Source organism: Pseudomonas sp. NFACC25 (assembly GCF_900100935.1).
In the GTDB taxonomy this organism is placed as follows: Bacteria; Pseudomonadota; Gammaproteobacteria; order Pseudomonadales; family Pseudomonadaceae; genus Aquipseudomonas; species Aquipseudomonas marginalis.
This window is the reverse complement of sequence record NZ_FMUC01000005.1, coordinates 208,370-230,284: the sequence shown is the minus strand read 5'-3', so window position 1 is coordinate 230,284 and position 21,915 is coordinate 208,370. Positions and strand designations below refer to the sequence as shown.

Sequence of the window (21,915 nt, the reverse complement as noted above, 5' to 3'; positions counted from 1 at the left end):
GGAGTTTAACCATGGCGTTTCGTACAACTGGCCTTTCCCCCGAGCCATTCCAGTCACTGTTTGGATTGCCCGACCAAGAGCTAGCATCTCTCGGGATAAAGCGTTACATGGTCGACAGCAACCCAGGCTTTCCTGACCGTATCGAAATAAAAGATGCAGAGCTAGGTCAGAGTGTGCTTTTACTCAACCATCTCTCTCAGCCAGCCGAGACGCCATACCGTGCCTCACATGCGATCTTCATAAGGGAGTGGGCTACGCAAGCTTATGACGCAGTCGATCAGATACCCAAGTCTATGCGAATCCGTCTGCTATCACTTCGTGCATTCACTGATGATGGGATGATGCTCAATGCCGACGTCGTAGATGGAATAGCGATAGAACTTGTTGTTACTCGGATGTTTGCTGATCCAGAGGTTAGTTACATTCACGTTCACAATGCCAAGCAGGGTTGCTACTCCGGGCGAATAGATAGGGCGTAGTCGCCGCAGTCTCGGTGGCTCGTTCCTCTTTCGACTTTTCTGGTCACCAACTTTCCGCTATTGGCCGATTTCTGCCTGTCGTAGCGGGCAGTAATCGGCCAGAACCGGATGTTTAAAGCTGGGGCAATGAACTCGTCGAATTTCTTCCCGCTTTAAGAGTTTGCCGACGCGCTTTTACACACTCTGGGCTGGCAAGTAGAGTTAGGAAATCAACTCGTCCCTTTTTATAAAGTAGGTGCAAATGTTGGCTCCCTTCGTTCTCCAGGACTTTGATGTTGGATGGGTCGCCACCGACGCCGTCGGGCAGGTTGCGCTCTTCACTACGGGGGGGCCGGGGCCGGTTCCTGATTCCGCAATGCCCTCCGTCGAAAACTCCGAAGAATTTGTCCTTTCATTGCCGGAGGTGTCCGATGTAGATCGGGTCACTGCCAGGGCTGGCGTAAACGCTTTCGTTGAATTTGCCAAACGTGGGTTCTTCGCGTACGACTGGTCAGACGGTCATCGCGATTCACGCCAGGCCTTGAGGGGGTATGAGCTGCAATGCCGCCCACTGAATCCACTGACACTTTTCGATTTGCCTGCCCCTTTACGGGCATTAGCTGAGGCTACTCGGCTATCTGATGTAACCTTCGGAGCACCCATCATAGTGATAGGTGATCAGGTTTCTTAGCCTTCATTCGGCGATTCGGAGCCGCTTTTTTGGGCCGGAGCTTTCAGTTGCGTACCGCAGCTCCCGGCCAATAGCTTCGCTTCGCGATTGACGAATTTCGACCCTAAGCAGACGGTACCCACTTAGTGTCAGCTAAGCTGAAAATTTGCCGCTCAGAAGAACTGCCAAGCTCTCCGAAGATAAGCTCCACTTTAGTTGTTGGCTTGTAGAAAATCCAGGTTTTGGATATGCGGAAGGATGACGGCCAATAGCTGTTTTGCATCCAAGCCTCGAAATATAGCCTCACAGTCGCCGCCATCGATTGCCATGTCATCGCTATCGAATTGACCTACGCCACTCCGAGCAAGCTGTGGCTTGAGTTCTTCAATAACGTTGCACCACGGGACAATGTCCTCGATGGAATGAGTGAAATGAAGGATCAGATGTTGCATCGGTTATTCCTGAAGTTCTGATGGTGATAGGAGCGCTGGCTATTTTCTTTCCTTTAACGTTTCGCCGGTGGAAACTCCTATTTCGAGGACTTTCATCCTTCATAGCGAGGCTTGCTTAAGCCTAGCTTGATTCCTCAATCACGGGCTGCTGCTTTCGAACTGAAGACGCCCATGCGACTCACATCATGCAGCTAAGCAACGGCTGACTCCGGCAGCTATTGGCCGAGACTGTGTAAAAACGCATCTATCGTGCTTAGATCTGCAACGTTAAATCTGCCATATTGAATCAGTCACAAGGGCGGTAGTGGCTGGGTTTATCCCAATTATCTTGCGAGGAAAGCAATGGAGGCTCTTCAACGTGCTCCCATTCCAGATACCACTCGTACGTTTCGTTGTCAGCCTTGAATTCATGTTTAACAGTCCAGCCAAGTTCCACGAGCTTTTGAGCCCGGTGAGGGGCGTGTGTCTTAGTCATTCTCGGGGCTTTCATAATTGTCATCGCGTGTATGATCGCTGGGGATTTTAACGCAGAAGTTGCCGATGAAGCGCTTCATTCAAGGCGTATATCGCGGTCAAAGCACCTTGCTCCCCGAGAGCCTCGACGATTACGTCAGCGATACCAATCCGGTGCGTGTAGTCGACGTTTTCGTCGACGAACTCAACCTAGTCAATCTGGGTTTTGAAGGTGCCATTCCAGCCGATACTGGCCGGCCTGCTTACCACCCCGCGATCTTGCTAAAGATCTATATCTACGGCTATCTCGAGCCGACGTTTGGAGCGAGAAGCTCAACGCAACGTCGAGCTCATGTGGTTGACCGGGCGTTTGATGCCAGACTTCAAGACCATTGCCAACTTCCGAAAAGACAACAGCAAGGCCATCCGAGGCGTCTGTCGCCAGTTCGTTGTACTGTGTCAGCAGTTGGGACTGTTCGGAGAAAATCTGGTCGCCATCGACGGCAGCAAATTCAAGGCAGTCAACAATCGCGACCGCAATTTCACCAGCGCCAAACTGAAGCGGCGAATGGAAGAAATTGAATCGAGCATCAACCGTTACCTGACGGCGCTCGATACTGCCGATCAGCAAGAACCCACAGCTTCCAAGCCAAAAGCCGTGCGGCTGGAAGAGAAAATCGCCAAGCTGAAAACGCAAATGAAAGAGCTTCAAGCGATTGAAATCCAGCTCAACGAATCGCCGGATAAACAGGTTTCACTGACCGATCCAGACGCCCGCTCCATGATGACGCGCGGCATCGGTATCGTCGGTTACAACGTCCAGACAGCGGTCGATACGCAGCACCATTTGATCGTTGCACATGAGGTGACCAACGTCGGTTCCGATCGTGATCAACTTAGCTCGATGGCCAAGCAGGCCCGCGACGCGATGGCGCTAGAAACGCTGTCGGTAGTGGCTGACCGAGGTTACTTTAAAAGCGAAGAAATCCTCGCTTGTCATGATACAGACATCACCGCTTTTGTGCCCAAGCCGATGACCTCTGGAGCCAAGGCTGACGGGCGCTTCAATAACGATGCCTTCATCTATGACACGGCCAAGAACGAATATATTTGTCCGGCTGGAGAAGCGCTCATTTGGCGCTATACCAACGTTGAAAAAGGCCTGAAGCTGCACCGTTACTGGAGTTCGAAATGCCAGGGCTGAGCCTTGAAATCGCAGTGCACACCGAGCACGGAACGACGAGTTCGGCGCTGGGAACATGAAGCGGTACTGGAAGAAATGCAGAACCGGTTGCGCAACGCGCCGGAGATGATGCGAGTCCGAAAACGAACTGTTGAGCATCCCTTCGGGACGCTCAAACAATGGATGGGGGCGACGCACTTCCTGACCCGAAAGCTCGCAGGGGTGAGCGCCGAGATGAGCTTGAATGTGCTCGCCTACAACTTGAAACGGGTCATGAAAGTCATCGGTGCCAACGGTTTGATGAAGGCGCTGTCGAGCTAAAAAAACGCCGGTTTTGGCCCATCCAAGAGGCTGTAAAACAGCGTTGGCGTACTCCAGGTCGTTACCGATGCAAGCCGTGACGCTGACCATGCGATCGCTCAGCCAACGAACGTCGATACTCCAAAAAATGATGCCCATGAGCGTTTTTACACACTCTGGGCCGATAGCTGTCAGTCGTTCCATAGGCAGCACGCCATCGTGAACTGTGTCGGAATGCGTCTGAAGCCAGTGCTTTTCTTCCGTGCTGTGCTGATTATTGAGCTGGCACTATTGGACAGGGGAGGGTGGGTTAAGGTTTATCCAAGCGCGGCCATCTGCATGTGAAACCAGGCGGGTCAGTTATGGAATTCCCCTTGTCTGTTCGTACTTGCGCCGTCAATTGTTGGACGTTGATCCGGGGCGTACTTTCCACCATTGGCGCGGTTGAGCTGCAGACACTTGGAACGACCCGCTATGCCTGTAAGTCTACCTGTGTCTACTCACGGGTAAGGGACAGTGCAATGGATAAGACAATCACCGTCGATCACCTGGCGAACACTGACCTGAGATCAATCAACGAGATATGGCTCGGCGGGACTCATACCCAGCTATGCCTATGGCGTGGCGAACAGGTCTTCACCCACGAGATGATGAGCGAGGGCACCCACGATCAGAATGTCAGACGTCTTTGCGTGAAGGTGGTCAACCCTGGCGATCACGCTGCTGTGGCCAACGTCGAGTTGATAGTGCGCGAACGGCTGGAAAAGATGGGTAAGGAAGGCGAGTTTTATCCGGCTGAGGAGACGGACACTCATCGATAGCACCCATCAGCGCTTGTAAAAAATAAGGTATCGGCTAGTCGTGAGTGCCTCAGTACGCCACGTGAGGATGTGTTGCGATTTCGGCTTTATGAGCAATTGCACTACTTCTGTGTTTTGGCGCTCCTGTATTGTTCGTTCCACCAGATGACAAGTTGAGCATGTTGCTCGTGAGTGATCCATGCGAAATTTGTTTTGTCCGCCGGGTCGCCCCCAAAGACTAAGGGCTTCGTATACCACTTGATCTTGCCAGCGAAACGCTCGTCCGGCTCAAGGGAAATCTGCTGGGGAAGGGCAAACGGCGCGGCATAGGACGCATCGAGTGGCAGCGTCGGAATGGTAAACATTACTCCGGAAGAGTTGATGACGATAAAGTCGTCCCATCCTCTTAGACCTAATAGCGTGTACCCCGGAAGATGATGATCAAATCCGTAGGCCTTCATGGCAGCTAAGCTCTCACCCTCCGTGAAGATGATGAAATAGTCGTCGTTTTGCCAACCTTCGTTCATGAGGGGGTGACTCACTTTTGGCAGATAGGGAGGTACTCGGTATGCTACCAGCGTCTCGTGGCCGACAGAGAGCAACGGTTGCTTACAGTCGGATGATTGTCTGATCACAGAAGGGCTGCATTGTTTTGGTACAGGCGCAAATCACTGGGAGCGTAGACGTTGCCATTCATTCCAGCAGTCCTCCGCGACGATGTCTGGATAACCACGATCTTCTTCCGCTGCCAAGGCTGCGCTAAAAGGCAAAGCAATGCAGGTGGATCTGTCTCGGATTTCACACACCTCAATCTCGGTAAGCGGCTGGCCCTTTTTATCCTCGGCGGCTTGCAGCACTGCCGCCAGAGCCGGCACAAAGACTAGACATAACGGATCTGTAGTCATCAGTTTCTTCCCTGAGTCGATTAGAAATTGCATGGTAGGCCAGTTTCGGACATCAACATTACCTCGAAGTGCGAACGTCAAAGTTAGCGTAGCGCGCTGCTATGTGGTGGCAGGAAGACTTATTGTCGCTTGGCGGCAGACCTTCAATGATGATCCTGAAACGCTTAGGATTACTCACTCAATTCAGTACCAAAATGGAGCAGGCCACGGTTTATGGATATCGAATTTCGCGGTAACGGCAAGCGTGATAATCCGTCTGTAGGTACATGCGATGAGTACGGCGTGAGCGGGATTACCAGCTTTGACGATCTGACCGAAGCTCGTCGTAAGATTGCTGAGGCGCATCCAGGCTTTAAACCTCTGTTCTCGCTCGATGATCTGCACCAAGCCCGCTACACCTCGGGACATGTGCGCAATAATTTAGGGATGGACGATGCATCGGGGCAGGACATAGCGGGCTTGCCTCCAGAGTGCTTTGAGAATGGTGAATACATAGGTTATCCGACTACGAAAGCGGAGTTTGCAATCTGTCTTCGCAATTTCATGAACCTGGTTGCAGCCACGTCTTTCGAAGACGCTTGCGCTCATGGTTTGACGCTAGATGAGCGGGCCCTCCAGGAGTGGATCGGTTACCAAAACAACCCTATCTCTCTTCTAGAGCAGCCGCTTTCAGCGCTCCTGGTACCCGTTCAGCAGTTCTGCCAGGCACTCGCGGCTTTTCCGAATGGCTATTTCACTTCGGATCTGGATCCCGCGAAAAACTTTGCCGTTGCGCGTCATTTTTCAGAAGCGCATGGCTATGAGTTGATGGGCGTAGGTGCTTCTTACATAGGCTTCATTCGTGCTGAACCGCCTGATACATCACTTGCTAACGTCGTAGCCAAAGACTTCTGTGCGCTCTATAACACTCGCGATGAAAACCTACAGGGACGTGTTTCCAAAGTTGCGCAGGCGATCTCCGGTCGGACGTATCTTTGGCTCCGTTACGTGGAGTGAGCTTCGTCGCATCCAAAGTCCGGCTGAATAGTTAACAAAGCTTGTGAGAGGTCTGGAGCTTTTTGCCGCCTCGTAGGAGGGCAGTATCCACACATCAACTACAATCAGGCACATGATTGGCGCTGCTCGTTTTCCGCTACGTAACCTCAATGTCGTCTGATAGCTTTCGATATGGAGAGCAGCCGTCCGAAGCTCTGAACAAGTTTAAGCCTGCCCATTTCCCGCTGTTTACAACTGCCTGCTGACAAAAAGGATTCTGTACATGCTTTTTTCCTTGCTCGACAAATTCTTCAATCGACCGCTAACTGATGAAGCATTTGCCAAAAAATTTATGGATTCGACTCGTAAAGCTGGCTTCAGCGAGAATCTGAATTTTGAGAAGAACGAGTTCCGCATCCGCCATGGGGATGGATCGTACTTCAATCTCCATAATGCCTTTCGCGACTATCAAAATGCAGACAAAGCTCAGAAATCCGCCGTTCTGACCGGATATGTATCGACGCTGTTAGAGGCGGGTAGAAAAACCGAGACTGTGTTTGATAATGTCAAAGCACAGCTGCGTCCGGTGATTCGCAACCTTGCCATGCTTGAAGAAATTCGACTGGAACACGCCCGTAAGAACGGCGACAAGCAGTACGATTATGTTTCACAGCCTTTGGGCCGAGACTGCGTTATTCTGCTTGCTGTCGATTCACCCGAGTCCACTGCCACCCTTACCAATGGCCCCGAAGCACATTGGGGTGTGACGATGGAAGAGGCGGTAAAGATCTCCATCGAGAACCTGCGTGATACGACAAACGAAGCCTTCGGGGAGATTATTCCAGGCCTATACGCTGGGGAGTGGGCGGATGGGTACGACACCAGCAGGGTGTTGTTGCCAGATGTCCTTCAGCGCGTGCCAGTTAAAGGTCAGCCAGTGTTCATGGTGCCCAGTCGAGACGTCCTGATGGTCACTGGAGACAAGGACGAACAGGGAATTCGTCATATGGTAGAGCTTGCTTTCCAGGCTCTTGAAAGGGGGCGTGCTGTCTCTACCGATATTTACACCTACGAAGGTCGCGATATCATACCGTTTAACTGTGATGATGAAGGGGTCAGCAGTCGGTTGGTTACACTGGAGCATTTGCTGCTGCAGAGTAATTATGCCAATCAGAAAGAGTTGCTCGACAAGCTCAATCTGGAAAAGGGCATCGACATCTTCGTCGCCTCCTTCAACCTCTTCCAAATGGCTGACCAACCAAACCAAACGGTATCGATGAGCGCCTGGACAAAAGGTGTGCTGACGCTGTTGCCCAAGACAGATCGCGTCGCTTTGGTTGAACCTGTTGAGGGTGGGGACGCGACAGTCAAAACCGTCTCCTGGAGTGAACTTGAATCCGAGCTTGGCGATCTGCTGGCTACAGAAGCGGGCTATCCACGTCGCTATCGGACACTGGGATTTCCTTCGGTTGAGCAGCTTAATCGCCTGACTACCTTGTGATCAGTGCTCTACTACTCTGGCGCACTGCAATGGAGGTATCGCTGAGCTGGCAAAGCAGCAGTCGCAATTTATCATTACGATACACTCCCCCATTTTGATTGCTTATCCTCGTGGGAAAGTTTGGGAGTTTACCGATGTGGGGTTGGTGGCTTCTCTAGCGTTACTGAGTCGGGCCGCAAGATCTGACTGACTTACTTCAGTTGGCGAGCCGCTATGCGCGGGCAGGCTGTCGTGAACCGAGCTCCCGCGTCCCGCCGTATCTCGGCCCTGCGGGCGTCCATCCTTCACGCCTTCGGCTGTGCCAGCCTGCGCGCTCCGCTTGCGTCGGTTACTCAGTGCAGTCCGATGGCCGCATCTGTTCGAACGGGCCACAGCTAGACAGCTAGATTGAAGGCGCAACAAGATGGGATGGAGTCTCAACAGCCCGTCGGAGGGCTGGGCGACATTGTGATGGTGCCACCAGTAAAGGAGGCTCGCGAACGCGGCGTGCTAACGCGGTATGCTCCCGAGTATGACTTGGAGCTTTTTTGCGATCTGGTCTATGACGCCGGGCGATGGCCCGTAATCGTTCGTAATTTCCCTACTGACGCAACGACACTCACTCCAGCTAGCGAGGGTGAAGAGCTACCTCACCACGCCTTACTCGACGCCAGGATCATCGCCGGCATGTTTGCATCCGTGAGCCGAGGGAAGCCCGGTGGAGCCTAGGTTGGTTAGACGGAACTATACCTCTTGCTGATTCGCTGGATTTTCTTGATCTCTGATCACACCAAATCTCGTACAAACCACAAAAAGTAAACCCAAATACTCGGCTTTTGTTGGCAAAAACGAGCCGGGGCCTACGGCCCCAAATTGACGAGCAGGTTACAAGACGCGAAGGGCAACGCTAAGCGATGTTATCCGCTTGAGAGTGAGCCAAAAAAACTATAGATAGAAGGGATTACATAAAACAAGCAGTCAGCAAACCTTCCTAATTCCTACAAGGAAAAAAGGAGAGGCCCAGGCACCGCTGCTTTTCTTTTGAATTCAAAATATACATCTCCGGTTTTGAAAAACAGTTTCAAGGGGGAGCATTTTATATGGTCGCAAATCCGACACGAATGTCGCTTGAATATAAATACCCCTCAATAGTCAATCGGTGCAGCCGACCAGCCAGTGCAATCAGTGCACGGCGCTCACGGCTTGGAGTGGGTGCGCGCGCCTCGTCGCTTGGGACTGGATCTGATCGTGCTTTTCGATCCGCGCTCGTACTGGCATCAGCGTGGTTTCGTTTGAGCTGCATGCTTACTCCGCCCACCTAAGTGCAATAACAATAAAGGGGAGCGCTCTACTGCTAACGTCGTTGATTGAGGCGCAATCAGAATCATCACCACTTACAGAAAAGCTTATTGCTTCCGAACGAGATAGATCGTCAGTCAGCTAACGAAGCAACCGGTCGTCTGGGCGGTGGCACAAGTGACTCTGCGCAATGTCATAATGATGGCGCTCGGAAAGTCAAGCTCTTTGGCACTCCCCACCGCATAGTGTGATGTCATGCCCTCAACAGATGATTTCCGATTCGACGCCCATCACCACCTAATTAATCTCGACGCGACTACAAATCATCTCATGATGCTCGTCGTCGCGCGTGAGGTAACGGGTAAGCGTTGGGAAGAAGCTTTATCCCGTCATAAGCAAGCGTATGAAGCATGGGCCTCCATCCTGCCGGGAATTAACATTGATCCTCTTCCAGCCCTGGATGGTCGTCCACAAGAAGGCGACTGTCTTACTGCTACGTAGCATTCAGCTATCGCTCCACTTTAATCCTCTGTCCTTCGCATGCGTGCCGATGCGAAATAGCTTTCGACGTATAAAGCTGTGACGAGCCTCTGCGTGCAAATGCAGGGTATTAACTACCCTTCACTGACAGCCGAGGGGAGAACGTATGCCCGACTAGAGTCCCGTCGACAGAAAGCCCGTTGCAGATATGGGGCCTGGAGAAGCCACCTGCTTCAAATTGACGAAGGGAACGCCTAGGGTTTTGGCACAGACCAGCGAGGACTGCAGCGAAGATTGGAGCAGCACGATCTCGGCTACTGCCCAAGATGGTGACGAGCTGATCGTGGCAATCGACATTGTGGGAATGGAAAGGCTCGTTATCTGAGCCCGAGCAGATCCTGGACGGTTCTATGTAAAGTATCCAAAACTGGTTTAGGTAAGAACCTCGCATTGGCTGGCAAGAATCCAGGTGGGCAGCACCGTATTACCGGACACGATCACAACTGTAAGGTCAGGCCATCGAGTCCAGGTTAAGTTGCTTAATGCTAGCCCATTGATGCTACTGGCATCCGAACATCCGTTACCACGAGCGATATGCTCCGATTCGCCTCAAGCACCTTGAACGCTTCCTCACTGTTGGAGCACTCAATCGCATCCAGCTCCTGAAGTAAAAGCGCTTCAACCATGAGCGGGCGCACGATTTCATCATCTTCTACAACGGGTACACTAAAAGCCATACTGCGCTCGTGTATAAGGTCATAGATCAGTCGATGAGTCTCCTGCGAGCGTTTCATCTTTCTGACAAAAGGCATGGAGAACGACATCCACTGCGTTGATTGGCTGGCCATACCAATCTAGAGAACATGCGCAGCGGATTTTTTAAATTCGCACTGCTCAGGGACGCCATTGTGAGACTTCACGATTTCATTCAACAAAACATGGAGTCAATCCTCCAAGCTTGGGAAGACTTTGCAAGGTGTGTTGATACCTCGCTGCCTATTATGGATGCAAAGCGTCTACGAAACCACGCGCACCACTTCCTACTGACAGTCGCAAAAGACATGCGTGCGAATCAAGACGAAGAGCAGCAGATCGCAAAATCTCATGGACTGTGCCCACATAGCGACCACGCCACACCTGCGGAGACTCATGCCATTACGCGGCTGGTAGCCGGTTTTTCACTTGATCAGCTGGTTTCTGAATATCGAGCTCTTCGATCCAGCGTCCTCAGGCTGTGGTTGAATCACGATTCCTCGGATCAGAATCATAACGTACAGGACATGATTCGATTCAACGAGGCGATAGACCAAGCACTTGCGGAATCAGTAACAACCTATGGTCACGCCGTGGAGACGACAAGGAAAACAGTGCTCGGTGTCCTAGGCCACGACTTACGCTCGCCGCTGGGAGCCGTATTGATGGCAAGCGACCTCATTCGCGAAAACGAAACGCTGCCTAAGCGCGAGCAGGTGCTCGTAGAGCAAATAGGTAAAAGCGCTCGCCGCGCTAACCAGATGGTCAACGATCTACTTGATTTGGCCCGATGCAATCTGGGGAAAGGCATCCCAGTCTTCCCTGAAAAAACAGACTTGAGCAAGGCATTTCAGTTAGTGATCAGTGAGATGCAAGTCGCCCATCCTCAAGCTCTCATTGTCTACAGTCTTGGCGATTCAGTAGAAGGACAGTTCGATCCATCACGTATGGATCAAGTGTTTTCGAATTTGATCGGTAACGCGATCTGCCATGGAGCGAAAGAACACCCCATTCACGTGGCCCTTTCGAGCAACGGAGAGTCCGTAATTTTTGAAATACAGAACCAGGGTGAGGTAATTCCTGCTGAAGCCATGCCTTACCTGTTCAACCCGGAAGGACGCTATTCAAGTTATGCCGCTGGCGAAAAAGGGTCATCCGCAGGCCTTGGTCTAGGGCTTTACATCGCTGCGGAGATCGTTAAAGGACATGGTGGGAAAATTGAGGTGAGATCGGACTTCACGGCGGGAACCGTATTCAAGGTGATACTGCCGCAGAACGGCATGATAAATACAGGGACGTAGGCGACGGCGTAGCAATATCGTCTCCGGACGAAGCTGAGGAATTACTTCGATCCCATCGTCGCTGGTTGTTACCGCCGTGCTCGGCAAACTTAGACAATTTGTCGTCAGTAGCCTGCTCTTCAGCAAGAGTTTCGTCGAGGAGTTTGGCAGCGAGCCAGATTCAAATGCTTGGCCATAGCGATCAAGGTGCCGTAACTGGCAATCTCGTAGTGCTCAACTTTTTGTGCGGTGCCGATAGGCCCCGCATCAAGAACGTCGCCTTTTTCTATTTCCTCCAGAGCTCTTTGGATTCTTCGACCAGCCCTTCCATCACTACGCACTTCAGGCGTTTGAGTTTTTAAACACTCAATTCGACGAGCTGATCTATCCGCTCAATCTGCCTTGGGTTTACTCCGGATGCGCTTTGAACGCTGCAGCCAAGAGAGGATTGGACGCAGCACGTGCCGTGCGGGGACGCGCGAGTGATTTGTTTCTCAGCGCTGTAAATATCGGATAGTTCATGGATAAACAGGTCTTCAACAGTTTTTCTTGCCATTTGAATTTCTCCTTTCCACTGTACGCGCCACGGTGTCAGGACGGCTCGTATGCATATCTACGCGAGTGGGCTGCAGAAGAAATGACCAGCGGCCTGAGCAGAGCGTTCAAATTTTGCCCGCTCTAGAGTGATACGTCAGATCGAATGAGGTCAGGAGCGTGAATAGGTGATTTAAACATCACAGTTTTGCATAGAATATTTAAGTCGGAATGTTGTTTTTAGAGCTAGCGGGCCACATGTTTTCGCACGTTCAATTGAAACAATTGCCTATGCGCGCGTAGCGGTTTAAGAGCGGATGAGGCTCGCCCACAACGCTTCGTCACCAATGAAAGGATTAACAGGCCCTTCGTCTGAGTGAGTTGGACGATTGTCACCGACAGCGTGGTGTTGTAAGCGCAGTTGACCAAATGCCATGATTGCAACGAGAACAATCTGCTCGTTGGGCCTGCGCAACGTGCTGAGGGAAACCGCAATTTACGCAGCAGTACAGAGCCGTTGTGGGCGCAGTTTCAAACTCGGCACGATGCTCTAATGGTAGAACGGACAGCCCAGGGCGCAAATCTTTCTGTTCGAAAAAATAAAGGCTGATGTCGCCGTCGGTCTCAACGAGACCGAGCCTCACTTGGCCGAGATGTTCCACCCCTTGCTGTCGTAACTCCATCAACAATTCGTTGGATGAGATGTTCAGCGTTTCTAAAGACTTGAGCTCATAGAGACCGTCACGGATGACGGTTACCGGAAGCCCGTCCATCCAAGCTTCGAATCTTTTGCTCTTAGTCATGATCAGGACGGTGAGCCGGTAAAGAAGGAGGAGCGTGAGAAATACTACGGCGACCGGCAGCAGCGGAACGTCATGGTAGAAGGACACATCTCCTGCGGCGGAGCCCAATGTCAAAATCACGACCAGCTCAAAAAGTGAAAGTTGTCTGATCCCTCGTCGACCGCTGGATTTCAAAAAAAGAAACACTGCGAGAAAAGCGAAGGTGGCCCGGAAACCCACCTCCAACAAAAACGTTAAGGGAAATTCGTCTATGAGCATCCGCTGAATATCAAAAGGCGACATCTTGACCTCGATTTTTATTGTGAGAATAGTCGACGGATCGATTCAAAATTTGTTTCCAAAAGCCGGAACCAGAGTATTTAGTGGGGAATCTAATTTTGCGGTGGGGCTGCGACGCGTAGCGGCTTTATCAAACGCTAGCGCCATATCACGCGCTGCTTTTACTCCGTCTGCTCATTGTCAACGGAGTCATCGGGCGCGGAAAAATTTAAAAAGCTCAGGGACTTCAGTACCGAATTGGCTTCATGAGCAGTATTGTTGCAGACCTAGCGGGCTGAGCACCAACCATGTCCTGCCTGGCCTTACGATTTCGAAGCCTAGTTCAGCGTTTGCTAATCGGTTTATCGGGCTGCAAAAGCTCCGCCACTGCCGTCACCAATTCATCAATTGACCAAGGTTTGTGCAGGTAAATAGTTTGAGCTGGCACTTCGGTGCTCTCGATCAGATAACCCGAGGTAAGTATCGCACCGATGTGAGGCCATCTGCCTGTGACCATCTCTATGAACTCGATGCCTTGGATTTGTCCGGGGACACCATAATCGGCAATCACTAAGGCGCATTCACCATGTGCTCCCAGCAGGTAGGTCAACGCATCATCCGCCGTAGCGAACGGGACAGTCTTCGCGCCCATCTCATCCATGATATCGGTCATGAGCGACTGCAGAGTTGGGTCGTCCTCAATGACGATGACCTCACCACGAAACGGCAGAAAACCTTCCCAATTTACGTTCAAGCAATACCCCTTAACCAGAGAACCGACCGAACGGACGAGACGGTTGCATGAGTGTAAGCGAAAATCTCGCGTACTTTAAAAGTGCTTGGAGAGCGCGGAACACCAGACTTCAGGTCGTGCCCCTCCCGATGTCCTCGCAGCGTATTGGAGGAGCGCCTGGCGCCTCGATTATTCTAATCGGCTGCGTAAGCAACGAATTCAGACCCAATTGTGCGCCTAGGGCTACGGATGCTGCTCAGCAATCCCATGATTTTGATCAAGCAGTGCGCATTTTTTCGAACCTTTCCCCCCCGAGGTATCTATCGAAACTATGGAGCGGATCATCGAGACACAGACAAGCACTCATTCGCAAAGTAGCCGGGGCAGCTGAGCCAAATTGGAGATAGCTAGCAACAAAGGATCGAGGAGCCTGGGTGGAGCAAGGCATCCTGACTTATATAATGCTGAGTCCTACTACAAATGAAAAAGGACGAGAGTTTTCGGTATAACACCGAGCCTTCTCGTCCTCTACACAGATAAATCTAGATAGTCAAAACTGTAGCGTTGCTATCGGTTTCCGGCGAAGCGATGTAGCCATCGCCAGGTGTCAGAATGACTTTTCGGCAATCCTCTTCTTTCTTATCGAAGATCTTATATCCCTCAGCGGCCTGTTCCAATGACAAGCGATGGCTGATAATAACTTCCGGTGAAAGACGACCCGTCTCGATGTGGCCTAGGAGCTCAGGGAGGAAGCGATGCACATGGGTCTGCCCCATTTTGAAGGTCAGCCCCTTGTCGAATGCGTCACCGAAAAGAAAGCCATGAATGAATCCAGAATAGACGCCTGGTACGCTCACGACACCCCCGCGTCTGACTGCAGCGATACACTGACGTAAAGCTTTACCGCTGCTTCCCTCAAGCTTGAGTGTCGCGAGAACAGTTTCCGTCGTACTACCTTTTGCTTCAAACCCAACCGCATCCACCACGCCATCAACTCCCCGCATTCCTTTGGTTTGCCGAATGATCGTATCTGCGGGATCGTCGTCTTCATCGAAGTTGATCGGAATTACGCCATATGTTTTCTGCGCGTAAGCCAAGCGGTAAGGATGGTGATCGACCATAAAAATTTGGTCGGCGCCGAGCATTCTTGCACACGCCGCGCTCAACAATCCGACGGGGCCTGCACCATAGATGGCGATGCTTGAGCCGTTACCAATACCTGCGTTCGTTACAGCCTGATAAGCAGTTGGAAGGATGTCTGAAAGGAAAAGAACCTTTTCATCCGACAGCGTTCCCGGCACTTTGAACGGCCCGGTGTTGGCTTTCGGTACTCGCACGTATTCGGCTTGCCCGCCAGGCACACCGCCATACATATGACTGAAGCCGAATAGTGCCGCTCCAGGTGGAATCACCTTTTTATTTATGATCGCTCCACGCCCCGTATTTGTTGTTTCGCAGGCTGCGAACAGATCCATCGCGCAGAAGAAACAACTGCCGCAGGCGATTACAAAGGGAATCACCACACGGTCGCCCGGTTGCACTGCGGTCACTGCTGAGCCTGCCTCCTCAACGATCCCCATGAACTCATGGCCGAAGATATCGCCATGCTCGACAGTGGGAATCTTTCCCCTATAGAGATGCAGGTCAGAACCGCATATCGCCGTCGCGGTAACTCGAAGAATGATGTCATCACTTTCCTCGATAACCGGATCGGGAACCGTGTCGACTTTGACGCTGTGCGCGCCGTGATAGGTGAGTGCTCTCATGATGTCTTACCTACTCAGCTGGATGGTAAGTGGAAGAGAAGGATCGAAGAAAGTAAGTTCAGACTGATGAAGACGCAAATGACTAGCGGTCGCTTACGTAGGCACGCTCGTAATTTTTTAAACCTCTGGTGCGGAAGTAGGTCGACTGCAGGGGTCAGTAACTCCGGTAGTTGGAGGTGACGTTAATGAATCCGGTCATCGCCAGCGCCCGTAATGATTTCAAATGTCGTCGAGAGTTTGGGGAGTATCTGGCCAGTCTGGGTGCTTCATTGGGATTGCCTAGCTCGATCCACAGGTAAGCATCGGCCTGTCTCTAAACGCTGTGGGCAGGAGGTGGCAAGTTGGAGTACATCGATTATCTGCAATGGCCAGCCATGGTGGTGACGGTAGCCTCAGCTTGGTTCATTGGTTCGCAACGGGCCTATAGACGAATGATCGCCTTTTGGGGATTTATCGTCAGTAATGGTCTTTGGGTGATCTGGGGGCTTCACGCCGACGCCTACGCGCTGATCATGCTCGAATGTATACTTTTGGGAATGAATGCCCGAGGCTTCAGGAAAAACCTCCATGCTTCCGAATCATCAACCTAAGACATTTAGCTCGAATGACTTTCACTCTACGTAGCACGGAGCAACTCAGAATTAGTGTCCCGAGAGCTTATTATTCACGCAGGAACTCGATTATTTCTCTTGCAAGCTCGTCGGGCACTTCCTCCGCCATGTGATGGCCACAGTCGAGCCCCCGACCACGTTGTTGTGTCGTCCAGGGTTCCCATACGCTTAAAACATCGCCGTACAGAAGCTCAAGGTCATCACGCAGCGACCATAATATCATTGTCGGGCACTCGACCCTGCGGCCCTCGCGGCGGTCTACCTCATCGTGAGCGCGGTCTATTCCAAGGCCTGCTCGATAATCTTCAACCATGCCATGAACAGTCACTGGGTCATGGATGGCTGCTTGATAGTCTCTGTAGGCATCTGCACCCATCGCCTCGGCATTACCACCGTACCATCGATCAGGATCGGCCAGGATTGCTTGCTCCGGTGTTTCGAGTTGTCCGAAGAAGAACCAATGCCACCATTTCGTTGCGAAGTGGGCGTTACAGCGCTCGAGAGCTTCGAGTATCGGTACACCGTCCAATATGCCTAGATGTGTGACGGCCTCGGGATGATCCATAGCCGTGCGAAAGGCGGTGTAACTACCTCGATCGTGGCCAATCACGGCGAACCGCTGATAACCTAGATGTTGCATTAGGGCGATGCAGTCCCGGGCCTTGGCGCGCTTGGAGGAACCTGCATGATTGGACGTATCCTCAGGCTTTGATGACTGGCCAAAGCCTCTAAGGTCTGGGCATACAACATAATGAGTTTTAGCCAAGAGTGGAGCAACGCGATGCCAAGTCGCATGAGTCCTTGGATGCCCATGGAGTAATAAGACTGGTGAGCCGCCCCCACCATGCCTGACTCTGAGGGTTGCCTCGGGAAGTTTTACGGTCTCGAGAGAAAAGTTATCGAACATTTCAATGTCCTTGGCGGTATCCACTGCTCTTCGATTAACAATGGCCCCACCTGCTGATTATGTCTCTTTGGGGCTTGAATTTTTCTTGAGACCTCGAAGGTTCATCAGGAAAAGGCAAACTTGTAATGCTATCAATGCATACGCGCCTGCGTAGAATCCCCAAATCACCCACATTACGTTGCTGACACTGAAGCATATGAACCCGATCATCCGCCGTCCTGGCCGCTGCGATCCGATTAGCCATGCGGCGAGAACAGTAACAACCATCGCTGGCCATTGAATCCAGTCCAGATAAGCCAAGTTATCCTCCGGTACAGTTCAGCGAAGTGAATCGCTAGGTCGATGTCACCATAATCAATCGGGCTTTAGATGGTTGGACGAGTTTTCGATTTCTCGAGAATGTAAGAATGTAGCAAGGGGGAGCTGACCATTTGGGGGGGGGACGACCACAGATATCAATGACCAGCCATCATGAGGCTTCAGATTTGCTTCGTCGGCTGAAAGCGCTTCCATGACTTGAGTTGTCTCGGAAATATGCATTACGTCTTCTCAAATCGTAAGGTTCAGCCATTAGGCGTCGAGCATTAATAAGGGTTCCTTTTTCGCTGCCTTGCTCAGCTGAATCATTCGCGATAGCGCCTGGTCTACATTGAGGCCATCGCCTGAAGGATGAACCAGTGAGCAAAATCATCAGCGCACATGACTTACAAATTAACCTTCAAAGTGCGAACGAACCCGGTCTGTTCAAATGGCTGATCGCCAGTTTCCTGATGGGCAAAAGAATCCAGGGGCCGATTGCCGCCAAGGCGTATCAGGTTATCGTCGAGCAACATCAGCGGGATACGCCGCACAAACTGGCGAGCTGCACTCATCGCCAGTTGGTCGTGATGCTTGGTGAGGCTCACTACGTCCGTTACGACGAGACCACCGCGTCGCGGTTATTGGCATTGTCCAACCAGATGAATGCGGAATATCGCGGCAAGGTCAGCAACATCGTCGCGGCAAGCGCAGATCGTAAGGCCTTCGAAAAGCGGCTATCTGAATTTGAGGGGATAGGGCCGAAAACCATCGAGATTTTTATGAGGGAAGCGGCTGCGGTGCTCTTCGGAACTTCCAACTAACTCTCACTGATACTGCCTCCCCAATTGCGCGCATCCAGGAGAAATCATGACAACGCACAGGCTAACAGCGAAGGGCTTGCAGTTGAATGTTTCAATCTGCAGTCGAGGCTCTCCGTTGCTTTTACTGAATGGTTTGGGTGGTTTGATTCGTACCTTCGATCCGCTGCGCGATGAACTTGACGACTTCATGACCATCACGCTGGACGTGCCAGGAGTCGGTAAGTCGCAAATGCCCCGTTGGCCCATTCGCCTGCCACGCCATGCCGATTTGATTGCCGAAATGCTCCAGCAATTGGGAATCGACCAGGTCGATGTGTTCGGGGTGAGTTGGGGAGGCGCATTGGCGCAAGAATTCGCTATTCGCTACCCGAGCATGGTACGCAGGCTGATCCTCGCCGCGACCTCTCCCGGCCCAGTGCTATTGATGAAGCCTGCTGACGTTATGGATTTTTTCCGCAAGAGTAAAAAAGCCAAAATGCACGAGCAGGAAAGATCCGGCAATTCAACTCACACGCTACTGCGGTTCGGTGTGACGAAAGGCATGCTCTCTGTTAATCCGCGAACCTACTTTTTCCAGCTCGCTGCCTTGATCGGATGGACAAGCGTGCTTCGGTTGTCCCGGCTGCCTCACAGCACGCTGGTTCTTACCGGCGACTGCGATCCTTTAATACAGTCGTACAACGCCCATATCCTATGCCGCACAATTCGACGTTCAGAACTCCGCCTTCTGAAGGGCGAGGGGCATTTCTTTGTGGTCACCAGCCCTAGACGAACTGCCGACTTGATTCGCGAATTCCTTAGCCGACAATGTGACGATGGAGACAAGGCCCCGGGGGTCGCAAACCGAAACGCCAAGGCTAGCCTGGGGCGCACCTAGGTCAGTAAATCTGCTCGTTCACGTTGTTGTGAAGGGGGGCTTACACGCAGTCGAAGGCAGCATTAGTTTATTCGCCAAACCTTTCAAACTCTTCAGATCGACGATGGTCAACCTTGTAGCTGTTGTTGAATAATCATGTAGAGGTGATTCATGGATAACTACCACATCACAAAGAAAGAAAATGCTTGGGAGCTTGTCAAAGAGGGCGCGCAGCGCGCCTCTAAAACAGCCCCTACCAAAGCGGAAATTATTGAGACAGCCAGCGAGTTTCTTCAAGGCAAAACAGCCTCTTTGAAAATACATAAAGAGGACGGTACGTTTCAGGAAGAACGTACATTCCCTCGCGCAGCTGACCCCCGGAAAACTAAGGGCTGACAGGCCGCAGTGGTTATGCGGCTGCGCAAAATCTAGAAGGCTGCACCAAAGGCGCAGCCGCCTTCGATTCCGCTCACCGTTCTCGAATGACATTTCTACAAAGGATTTGATTCATGCTAATAGCATGTCTGGGATGGGGATCGTTGATTTGGAAGCCGGACGCGTTACCGGTCGCAAGCGAATGGTTTTTAGATGGGCCTCAACTGGCTATCGAATTCGCTCGTGTTAGTGATGGCGGGGAGCTTGCTACGGTGAAATGTGCGAACGCGCCACCATGCCAAGTGCTTTGGGCGGTGCTTGATGTGGGAACCGTGGAAGAGGCATGCGAAGCCCTACGTGTCCGAGAGCAGATCCCCAAGGACAGGCAGGATGGCATTGGCATCTTCACTCCCGGCAATGCACTGGTAGGGGTGATTGCTGAATGGGCGATCCCTCGCCAGTTGGACGCAGTTATTTGGACTGATTTGCCTCCTAGGTATGAAGATGTTGAAGGTTTGGTTCCCACTGTCGATGACGCGGTTTCTTACTTGGCTGGGTTGAGTGGAGAAGCACACGCGCATGCGCGAGTTTACCTCGAACGAGTTCCGGCCCAGATCGATACTCCCTACCGACGCGAGATCATTTCAAGGTTGGGGTGGCAGTAAATGAGCACAGAGACCAAGGAACAAATCGCCGCGATCTTCGACCAACTCGCAGTTCTTAGGGAAAGCGTTCTAAGTCTTCAGAAGACGGAGAATGAAAGAGTAGACACACTTCGTGGTCATCAGACAGTGGATGTTGAAGGTGCTTTTTGCAGAGTGTTTCGAAAGCTGGAAGACAACATCGCGAGTATTGAGGAGACGATGGCTGTGCTTGCCGAGGCCACAGGCGATATTCCGAAGCTGTAAAACTCGCGACCAACTAGCGGCTGGAGAGGAACAAATTCGCCTCTGTACATCACGGGCTTGTTGTTCTTGGGACGGCGTGCCTGGATCACCGAGGCGGCAGGCCTGGCCCCGCCGGACTTAAACTAATTTGCCTACGAAATCGGAAAACATGATCAGCGTGCCCGCTGCAAAGATCACACTACCGAGCAGAAATGAAAGCCTCTGTGCGTTTATGATCTCGATTTGAACGCACAAATTCTTTCTAGGTATCATGTTCGCCTCCTCTCGCTGTAGATAACCAGTCCCACCGACAGTGCTCTTCCTCGTAGGCCTCGCACTTCTAACAGCTGCTGTCATTTTAGATTCATTTCGTTAATGCCAATTGCTTATTGGCTTGGGGGGCGTCCTCACTCGCCGAGTTGTTCGGGATCAGCGTGCCTATTCCGAACACATTTACTGCCGCGCTCATCCTTAAATCTCGGCGGGCCTGTCTGCAGTCGTGTTCGAAGCCAGCGGAGGCCGCCTCCATCAAATGTCCGAAAGGTTCAATGGCTAGCGAAGATACTTTGACGTTTTTCATTTTTAGTAATCTTGTACTTGGGGCGGCCCCGGTGTGGGGCCGCCGTACTATTTTTAGGCGTATTTTTTAGGCGTATTTGCCCTGGACATATCCCGATCCAAGGTCAGCACCGGTAAGCGGTTCGCTTAGCGGATCAGAGGCTGTGCGAGCCTTCATCGCCTCCAACACTTCTATATCCTCGGCAGGGAGACTGACCGTCGCCAACCCATCGCCCCCGTCGACCGCCGGCGCGGGATTCTCCACGTATTCCCAAGCGCCACCTTCGTTCCAAGGGCCACGTACATTCGGCTCGCCCGACATGTTGAAATACTTGTTGGTGAACTCGGGCATCCCCGGAAGTTTTCCTTGCGGGAAGTTCGGCTGGATCGAATGCAGAGCTTTCTCGAACGATTGTTGATGGGCGATCTCGCGCGTCATCAGGAAGCCTAATGCTTCTTTAACACCCGGATCATCGGTAACGTTAATCAGTCGCTCGTATAGGATTTTTGCGCGCGCTTCCGCCGCAATGTTCGAACGAAAATCGGCGGTAGGTTCGGTGATCGAATCGACGTAGGCCGCCGTCCAGGGCACACCCGCAGAATTCACAAGGGGGGCGCCTGCGCCATACAGCAGGCTAGTGATGTGCGAGTCGTTGCCGTTACCGTTGATGGCACGATACAACTCACCTTCTTCTTGGACACCCTCTGCAAGCTGACCCTTGGCTCCTCGATTGAGCATGACGATGATCGAGCCCACAATTTCAAGGTGGCTTAACTCCTCAGTCGCAATATCCATCAATAGGTCTTTGCGACCCGGATCCTCTTCCGCTAACGCTTGGGTGAAATACCGCGCTGCCGCAGCAAGTTCGCCGTTAGCGCCACCAAATTGTTCAAGCAGCAGATTGGCCAGGCCCGGATTAGGCTCTGCCACACGAACTGTGTACTGAAGTCGCTTGTTATGTAAGAACATTTTGAATTCCCTCAGACTCGGCTTTAGGCGCGCTCGCCACTGCGGCGA

Annotated in this window: 24 protein-coding genes and 3 pseudogenes; 14 read left to right on the top strand and 13 right to left on the bottom strand. The window is 52.0% G+C overall.

The annotated features are described in order from the left end of the window. Nucleotides 1-11: 11 nt before the first annotated feature. Nucleotides 12-479 (top strand): DUF1203 domain-containing protein, encoded by a 468-nt coding sequence (locus tag BLQ09_RS14575; RefSeq protein ID WP_092357544.1) that lies wholly within the window; start codon nt 12-14, stop codon nt 477-479. Between the two features lie 861 nt (nt 480-1,340). On the opposite strand, the gene BLQ09_RS14565 is transcribed toward BLQ09_RS14575, so the two are convergent. Further along, on the bottom strand, nt 1,341-1,580 hold the full coding sequence (locus BLQ09_RS14565) for a hypothetical protein (protein ID WP_092357540.1): 240 nt from the start codon (nt 1,578-1,580) through the stop codon (nt 1,341-1,343). A gap of 540 nt (nt 1,581-2,120) precedes the next feature. Here BLQ09_RS14565 and BLQ09_RS14560 point away from each other — a divergent pair. Together BLQ09_RS14560 and BLQ09_RS14555 are read left to right on the top strand one after the other, a co-directional pair. After that, nucleotides 2,121-3,537: pseudogene (locus BLQ09_RS14560) on the top strand (IS1182 family transposase). A 500-nt stretch (nt 3,538-4,037) separates the two neighbouring features. After that, nucleotides 4,038-4,337, top strand: coding sequence for a hypothetical protein (locus BLQ09_RS14555; protein ID WP_092357538.1), 300 nt, complete (start codon nt 4,038-4,040; stop codon nt 4,335-4,337). A 101-nt stretch (nt 4,338-4,438) separates the two neighbouring features. Here the strand turns inward: BLQ09_RS14555 and BLQ09_RS14550 are convergent, their stop codons facing one another. Together BLQ09_RS14550 and BLQ09_RS14545 are read right to left on the bottom strand one after the other, a co-directional pair. Next, the gene (locus BLQ09_RS14550; RefSeq protein WP_256568787.1) at nt 4,439-4,843 is read right to left on the bottom strand and encodes a hypothetical protein; all 405 of its coding nucleotides are present in this window, start codon (nt 4,841-4,843) and stop codon (nt 4,439-4,441) included. A gap of 141 nt (nt 4,844-4,984) precedes the next feature. After that, nucleotides 4,985-5,221 (bottom strand): hypothetical protein, encoded by a 237-nt coding sequence (locus tag BLQ09_RS14545; protein ID WP_092357534.1) that lies wholly within the window; start codon nt 5,219-5,221, stop codon nt 4,985-4,987. 213 nt (nt 5,222-5,434) lie between these two features. On the opposite strand from BLQ09_RS14545, the gene BLQ09_RS14540 reads away from it, so the two are divergent. The 4 genes and pseudogenes from BLQ09_RS14540 to BLQ09_RS31895 all read left to right on the top strand — a co-directional run. Continuing rightward, the gene (locus BLQ09_RS14540; protein ID WP_092357532.1) at nt 5,435-6,217 is read left to right on the top strand and encodes a DUF4253 domain-containing protein; all 783 of its coding nucleotides are present in this window, start codon (nt 5,435-5,437) and stop codon (nt 6,215-6,217) included. A 262-nt stretch (nt 6,218-6,479) separates the two neighbouring features. Further along, a complete protein-coding gene (locus BLQ09_RS14535; protein WP_092357530.1) occupies nt 6,480-7,697 on the top strand; it encodes a DUF1444 family protein in 1,218 nt (405 codons plus the stop codon). A 378-nt stretch (nt 7,698-8,075) separates the two neighbouring features. Beyond that, nucleotides 8,076-8,204: pseudogene (locus BLQ09_RS31600) on the top strand (pyridine nucleotide-disulfide oxidoreductase); the annotation flags it as partial. Next, nucleotides 8,199-8,405: pseudogene (locus BLQ09_RS31895) on the top strand (hypothetical protein); the annotation flags it as partial. The pseudogenes BLQ09_RS31600 and BLQ09_RS31895, both read left to right, overlap by 6 nt. A 1,595-nt stretch (nt 8,406-10,000) precedes the next feature. Here BLQ09_RS31895 and BLQ09_RS31595 read toward each other — a convergent pair. Then, nucleotides 10,001-10,303, bottom strand: a complete 303-nt coding sequence (locus BLQ09_RS31595; RefSeq protein ID WP_092357526.1) for a response regulator — start codon at nt 10,301-10,303, stop codon at nt 10,001-10,003. A gap of 15 nt (nt 10,304-10,318) precedes the next feature. Here BLQ09_RS31595 and BLQ09_RS14515 point away from each other — a divergent pair, with 15 nt between their 5' ends. After that, complete coding sequence (locus BLQ09_RS14515) at nt 10,319-11,509, top strand: sensor histidine kinase (protein WP_371914514.1); 1,191 nt, start codon at nt 10,319-10,321, stop codon at nt 11,507-11,509. Between the two features lie 119 nt (nt 11,510-11,628). Here BLQ09_RS14515 and BLQ09_RS31890 read toward each other — a convergent pair whose 3' ends face one another. The 5 genes from BLQ09_RS31890 to BLQ09_RS14495 form a co-directional block, all read right to left on the bottom strand. After that, nucleotides 11,629-11,829 (bottom strand): DUF892 family protein, encoded by a 201-nt coding sequence (locus BLQ09_RS31890; RefSeq protein WP_371914513.1) that lies wholly within the window; start codon nt 11,827-11,829, stop codon nt 11,629-11,631. A gap of 17 nt (nt 11,830-11,846) precedes the next feature. Continuing rightward, a complete protein-coding gene (locus BLQ09_RS31885) occupies nt 11,847-12,044 on the bottom strand; it encodes a DUF892 family protein (RefSeq protein WP_371914512.1) in 198 nt (65 codons plus the stop codon). A 370-nt stretch (nt 12,045-12,414) separates the two neighbouring features. Beyond that, nucleotides 12,415-13,107, bottom strand: coding sequence for a DUF421 domain-containing protein (locus BLQ09_RS14505; RefSeq protein ID WP_092357524.1), 693 nt, complete (start codon nt 13,105-13,107; stop codon nt 12,415-12,417). Nucleotides 13,108-13,426: 319 nt separating this feature from the next. Then, the gene (locus tag BLQ09_RS14500; RefSeq protein WP_092357522.1) at nt 13,427-13,837 is read right to left on the bottom strand and encodes a response regulator; all 411 of its coding nucleotides are present in this window, start codon (nt 13,835-13,837) and stop codon (nt 13,427-13,429) included. 521 nt (nt 13,838-14,358) lie between these two features. Then, on the bottom strand, nt 14,359-15,582 hold the full coding sequence (locus BLQ09_RS14495) for a zinc-dependent alcohol dehydrogenase (RefSeq protein WP_092357520.1): 1,224 nt from the start codon (nt 15,580-15,582) through the stop codon (nt 14,359-14,361). Nucleotides 15,583-15,956: 374 nt separating this feature from the next. Between BLQ09_RS14495 and BLQ09_RS14490 the strand changes: the two genes are divergently transcribed. Beyond that, nucleotides 15,957-16,172, top strand: coding sequence for a hypothetical protein (locus BLQ09_RS14490; protein ID WP_371914517.1), 216 nt, complete (start codon nt 15,957-15,959; stop codon nt 16,170-16,172). A 70-nt stretch (nt 16,173-16,242) separates the two neighbouring features. On the opposite strand, the gene BLQ09_RS14485 is transcribed toward BLQ09_RS14490, so the two are convergent. Both BLQ09_RS14485 and BLQ09_RS31590 read right to left on the bottom strand, forming a co-directional pair. Next, nucleotides 16,243-17,124 (bottom strand): alpha/beta fold hydrolase, encoded by an 882-nt coding sequence (locus BLQ09_RS14485; protein WP_256568786.1) that lies wholly within the window; start codon nt 17,122-17,124, stop codon nt 16,243-16,245. A 33-nt stretch (nt 17,125-17,157) separates the two neighbouring features. Next, entirely contained in the window at nt 17,158-17,367 is a 210-nt protein-coding gene (locus BLQ09_RS31590) for a hypothetical protein (protein ID WP_092357514.1), read from the bottom strand. 410 nt (nt 17,368-17,777) lie between these two features. Here BLQ09_RS31590 and BLQ09_RS14475 point away from each other — a divergent pair, with 410 nt between their 5' ends. The 5 genes from BLQ09_RS14475 to BLQ09_RS14455 all read left to right on the top strand — a co-directional run bounded on the left by BLQ09_RS14475 (nt 17,778) and on the right by BLQ09_RS14455 (nt 20,360). After that, nucleotides 17,778-18,221 (top strand): DNA methylase, encoded by a 444-nt coding sequence (locus BLQ09_RS14475; protein WP_092357512.1) that lies wholly within the window; start codon nt 17,778-17,780, stop codon nt 18,219-18,221. A gap of 46 nt (nt 18,222-18,267) precedes the next feature. Further along, complete coding sequence (locus tag BLQ09_RS14470; RefSeq protein ID WP_092357510.1) at nt 18,268-19,098, top strand: alpha/beta fold hydrolase; 831 nt, start codon at nt 18,268-18,270, stop codon at nt 19,096-19,098. A 150-nt stretch (nt 19,099-19,248) separates the two neighbouring features. Next, complete coding sequence (locus BLQ09_RS14465) at nt 19,249-19,473, top strand: DUF2188 domain-containing protein (protein ID WP_092357508.1); 225 nt, start codon at nt 19,249-19,251, stop codon at nt 19,471-19,473. A 113-nt stretch (nt 19,474-19,586) separates the two neighbouring features. Then, nucleotides 19,587-20,117, top strand: a complete 531-nt coding sequence (locus BLQ09_RS14460; protein ID WP_092357506.1) for a hypothetical protein — start codon at nt 19,587-19,589, stop codon at nt 20,115-20,117. Continuing rightward, nucleotides 20,118-20,360 carry a hypothetical protein gene (locus tag BLQ09_RS14455; RefSeq protein WP_092357504.1) on the top strand — a complete coding sequence of 81 codons (243 nt, stop codon included), beginning with the start codon at nt 20,118-20,120 and terminating at the stop codon, nt 20,358-20,360. Between the two features lie 343 nt (nt 20,361-20,703). Here BLQ09_RS14455 and BLQ09_RS14445 read toward each other — a convergent pair whose 3' ends face one another. Continuing rightward, nucleotides 20,704-20,919, bottom strand: a complete 216-nt coding sequence (locus tag BLQ09_RS14445; RefSeq protein WP_092357500.1) for a hypothetical protein — start codon at nt 20,917-20,919, stop codon at nt 20,704-20,706. Nucleotides 20,920-20,985: 66 nt separating this feature from the next. Continuing rightward, nucleotides 20,986-21,867: a manganese catalase family protein gene (locus BLQ09_RS14440; RefSeq protein WP_092357700.1), complete on the bottom strand. Its 882-nt coding sequence runs from the start codon at nt 21,865-21,867 to the stop codon at nt 20,986-20,988. Between the last annotated feature and the right edge of the window lie 48 nt (nt 21,868-21,915).

What these genes read in the sequence shown, in the direction of transcription:
- BLQ09_RS14575 (WP_092357544.1), top strand. Translation starts at nt 12, where the DNA reads ATGGCGTTTCGTACAACTGGCCTTTCCCCCGAGCCATTCCAGTCACTG.
- BLQ09_RS14565 (WP_092357540.1), bottom strand. Translation starts at nt 1,580, where the DNA reads ATGCAACATCTGATCCTTCATTTCACTCATTCCATCGAGGACATTGTC.
- BLQ09_RS14555 (WP_092357538.1), top strand. Translation starts at nt 4,038, where the DNA reads ATGGATAAGACAATCACCGTCGATCACCTGGCGAACACTGACCTGAGA.
- BLQ09_RS14550 (WP_256568787.1), bottom strand. Translation starts at nt 4,843, where the DNA reads ATGAACGAAGGTTGGCAAAACGACGACTATTTCATCATCTTCACGGAG.
- BLQ09_RS14545 (WP_092357534.1), bottom strand. Translation starts at nt 5,221, where the DNA reads ATGACTACAGATCCGTTATGTCTAGTCTTTGTGCCGGCTCTGGCGGCA.
- BLQ09_RS14540 (WP_092357532.1), top strand. Translation starts at nt 5,435, where the DNA reads ATGGATATCGAATTTCGCGGTAACGGCAAGCGTGATAATCCGTCTGTA.
- BLQ09_RS14535 (WP_092357530.1), top strand. Translation starts at nt 6,480, where the DNA reads ATGCTTTTTTCCTTGCTCGACAAATTCTTCAATCGACCGCTAACTGAT.
- BLQ09_RS31595 (WP_092357526.1), bottom strand. Translation starts at nt 10,303, where the DNA reads ATGGCCAGCCAATCAACGCAGTGGATGTCGTTCTCCATGCCTTTTGTC.
- BLQ09_RS14515 (WP_371914514.1), top strand. Translation starts at nt 10,319, where the DNA reads ATGCGCAGCGGATTTTTTAAATTCGCACTGCTCAGGGACGCCATTGTG.
- BLQ09_RS31885 (WP_371914512.1), bottom strand. Translation starts at nt 12,044, where the DNA reads ATGGCAAGAAAAACTGTTGAAGACCTGTTTATCCATGAACTATCCGAT.
- BLQ09_RS14505 (WP_092357524.1), bottom strand. Translation starts at nt 13,107, where the DNA reads ATGTCGCCTTTTGATATTCAGCGGATGCTCATAGACGAATTTCCCTTA.
- BLQ09_RS14495 (WP_092357520.1), bottom strand. Translation starts at nt 15,582, where the DNA reads ATGAGAGCACTCACCTATCACGGCGCGCACAGCGTCAAAGTCGACACG.
- BLQ09_RS14490 (WP_371914517.1), top strand. Translation starts at nt 15,957, where the DNA reads ATGGTGGTGACGGTAGCCTCAGCTTGGTTCATTGGTTCGCAACGGGCC.
- BLQ09_RS31590 (WP_092357514.1), bottom strand. Translation starts at nt 17,367, where the DNA reads ATGGTTGTTACTGTTCTCGCCGCATGGCTAATCGGATCGCAGCGGCCA.
- BLQ09_RS14470 (WP_092357510.1), top strand. Translation starts at nt 18,268, where the DNA reads ATGACAACGCACAGGCTAACAGCGAAGGGCTTGCAGTTGAATGTTTCA.
- BLQ09_RS14465 (WP_092357508.1), top strand. Translation starts at nt 19,249, where the DNA reads ATGGATAACTACCACATCACAAAGAAAGAAAATGCTTGGGAGCTTGTC.
- BLQ09_RS14460 (WP_092357506.1), top strand. Translation starts at nt 19,587, where the DNA reads ATGCTAATAGCATGTCTGGGATGGGGATCGTTGATTTGGAAGCCGGAC.
- BLQ09_RS14455 (WP_092357504.1), top strand. Translation starts at nt 20,118, where the DNA reads ATGAGCACAGAGACCAAGGAACAAATCGCCGCGATCTTCGACCAACTC.
- BLQ09_RS14445 (WP_092357500.1), bottom strand. Translation starts at nt 20,919, where the DNA reads ATGAAAAACGTCAAAGTATCTTCGCTAGCCATTGAACCTTTCGGACAT.
- BLQ09_RS14440 (WP_092357700.1), bottom strand. Translation starts at nt 21,867, where the DNA reads ATGTTCTTACATAACAAGCGACTTCAGTACACAGTTCGTGTGGCAGAG.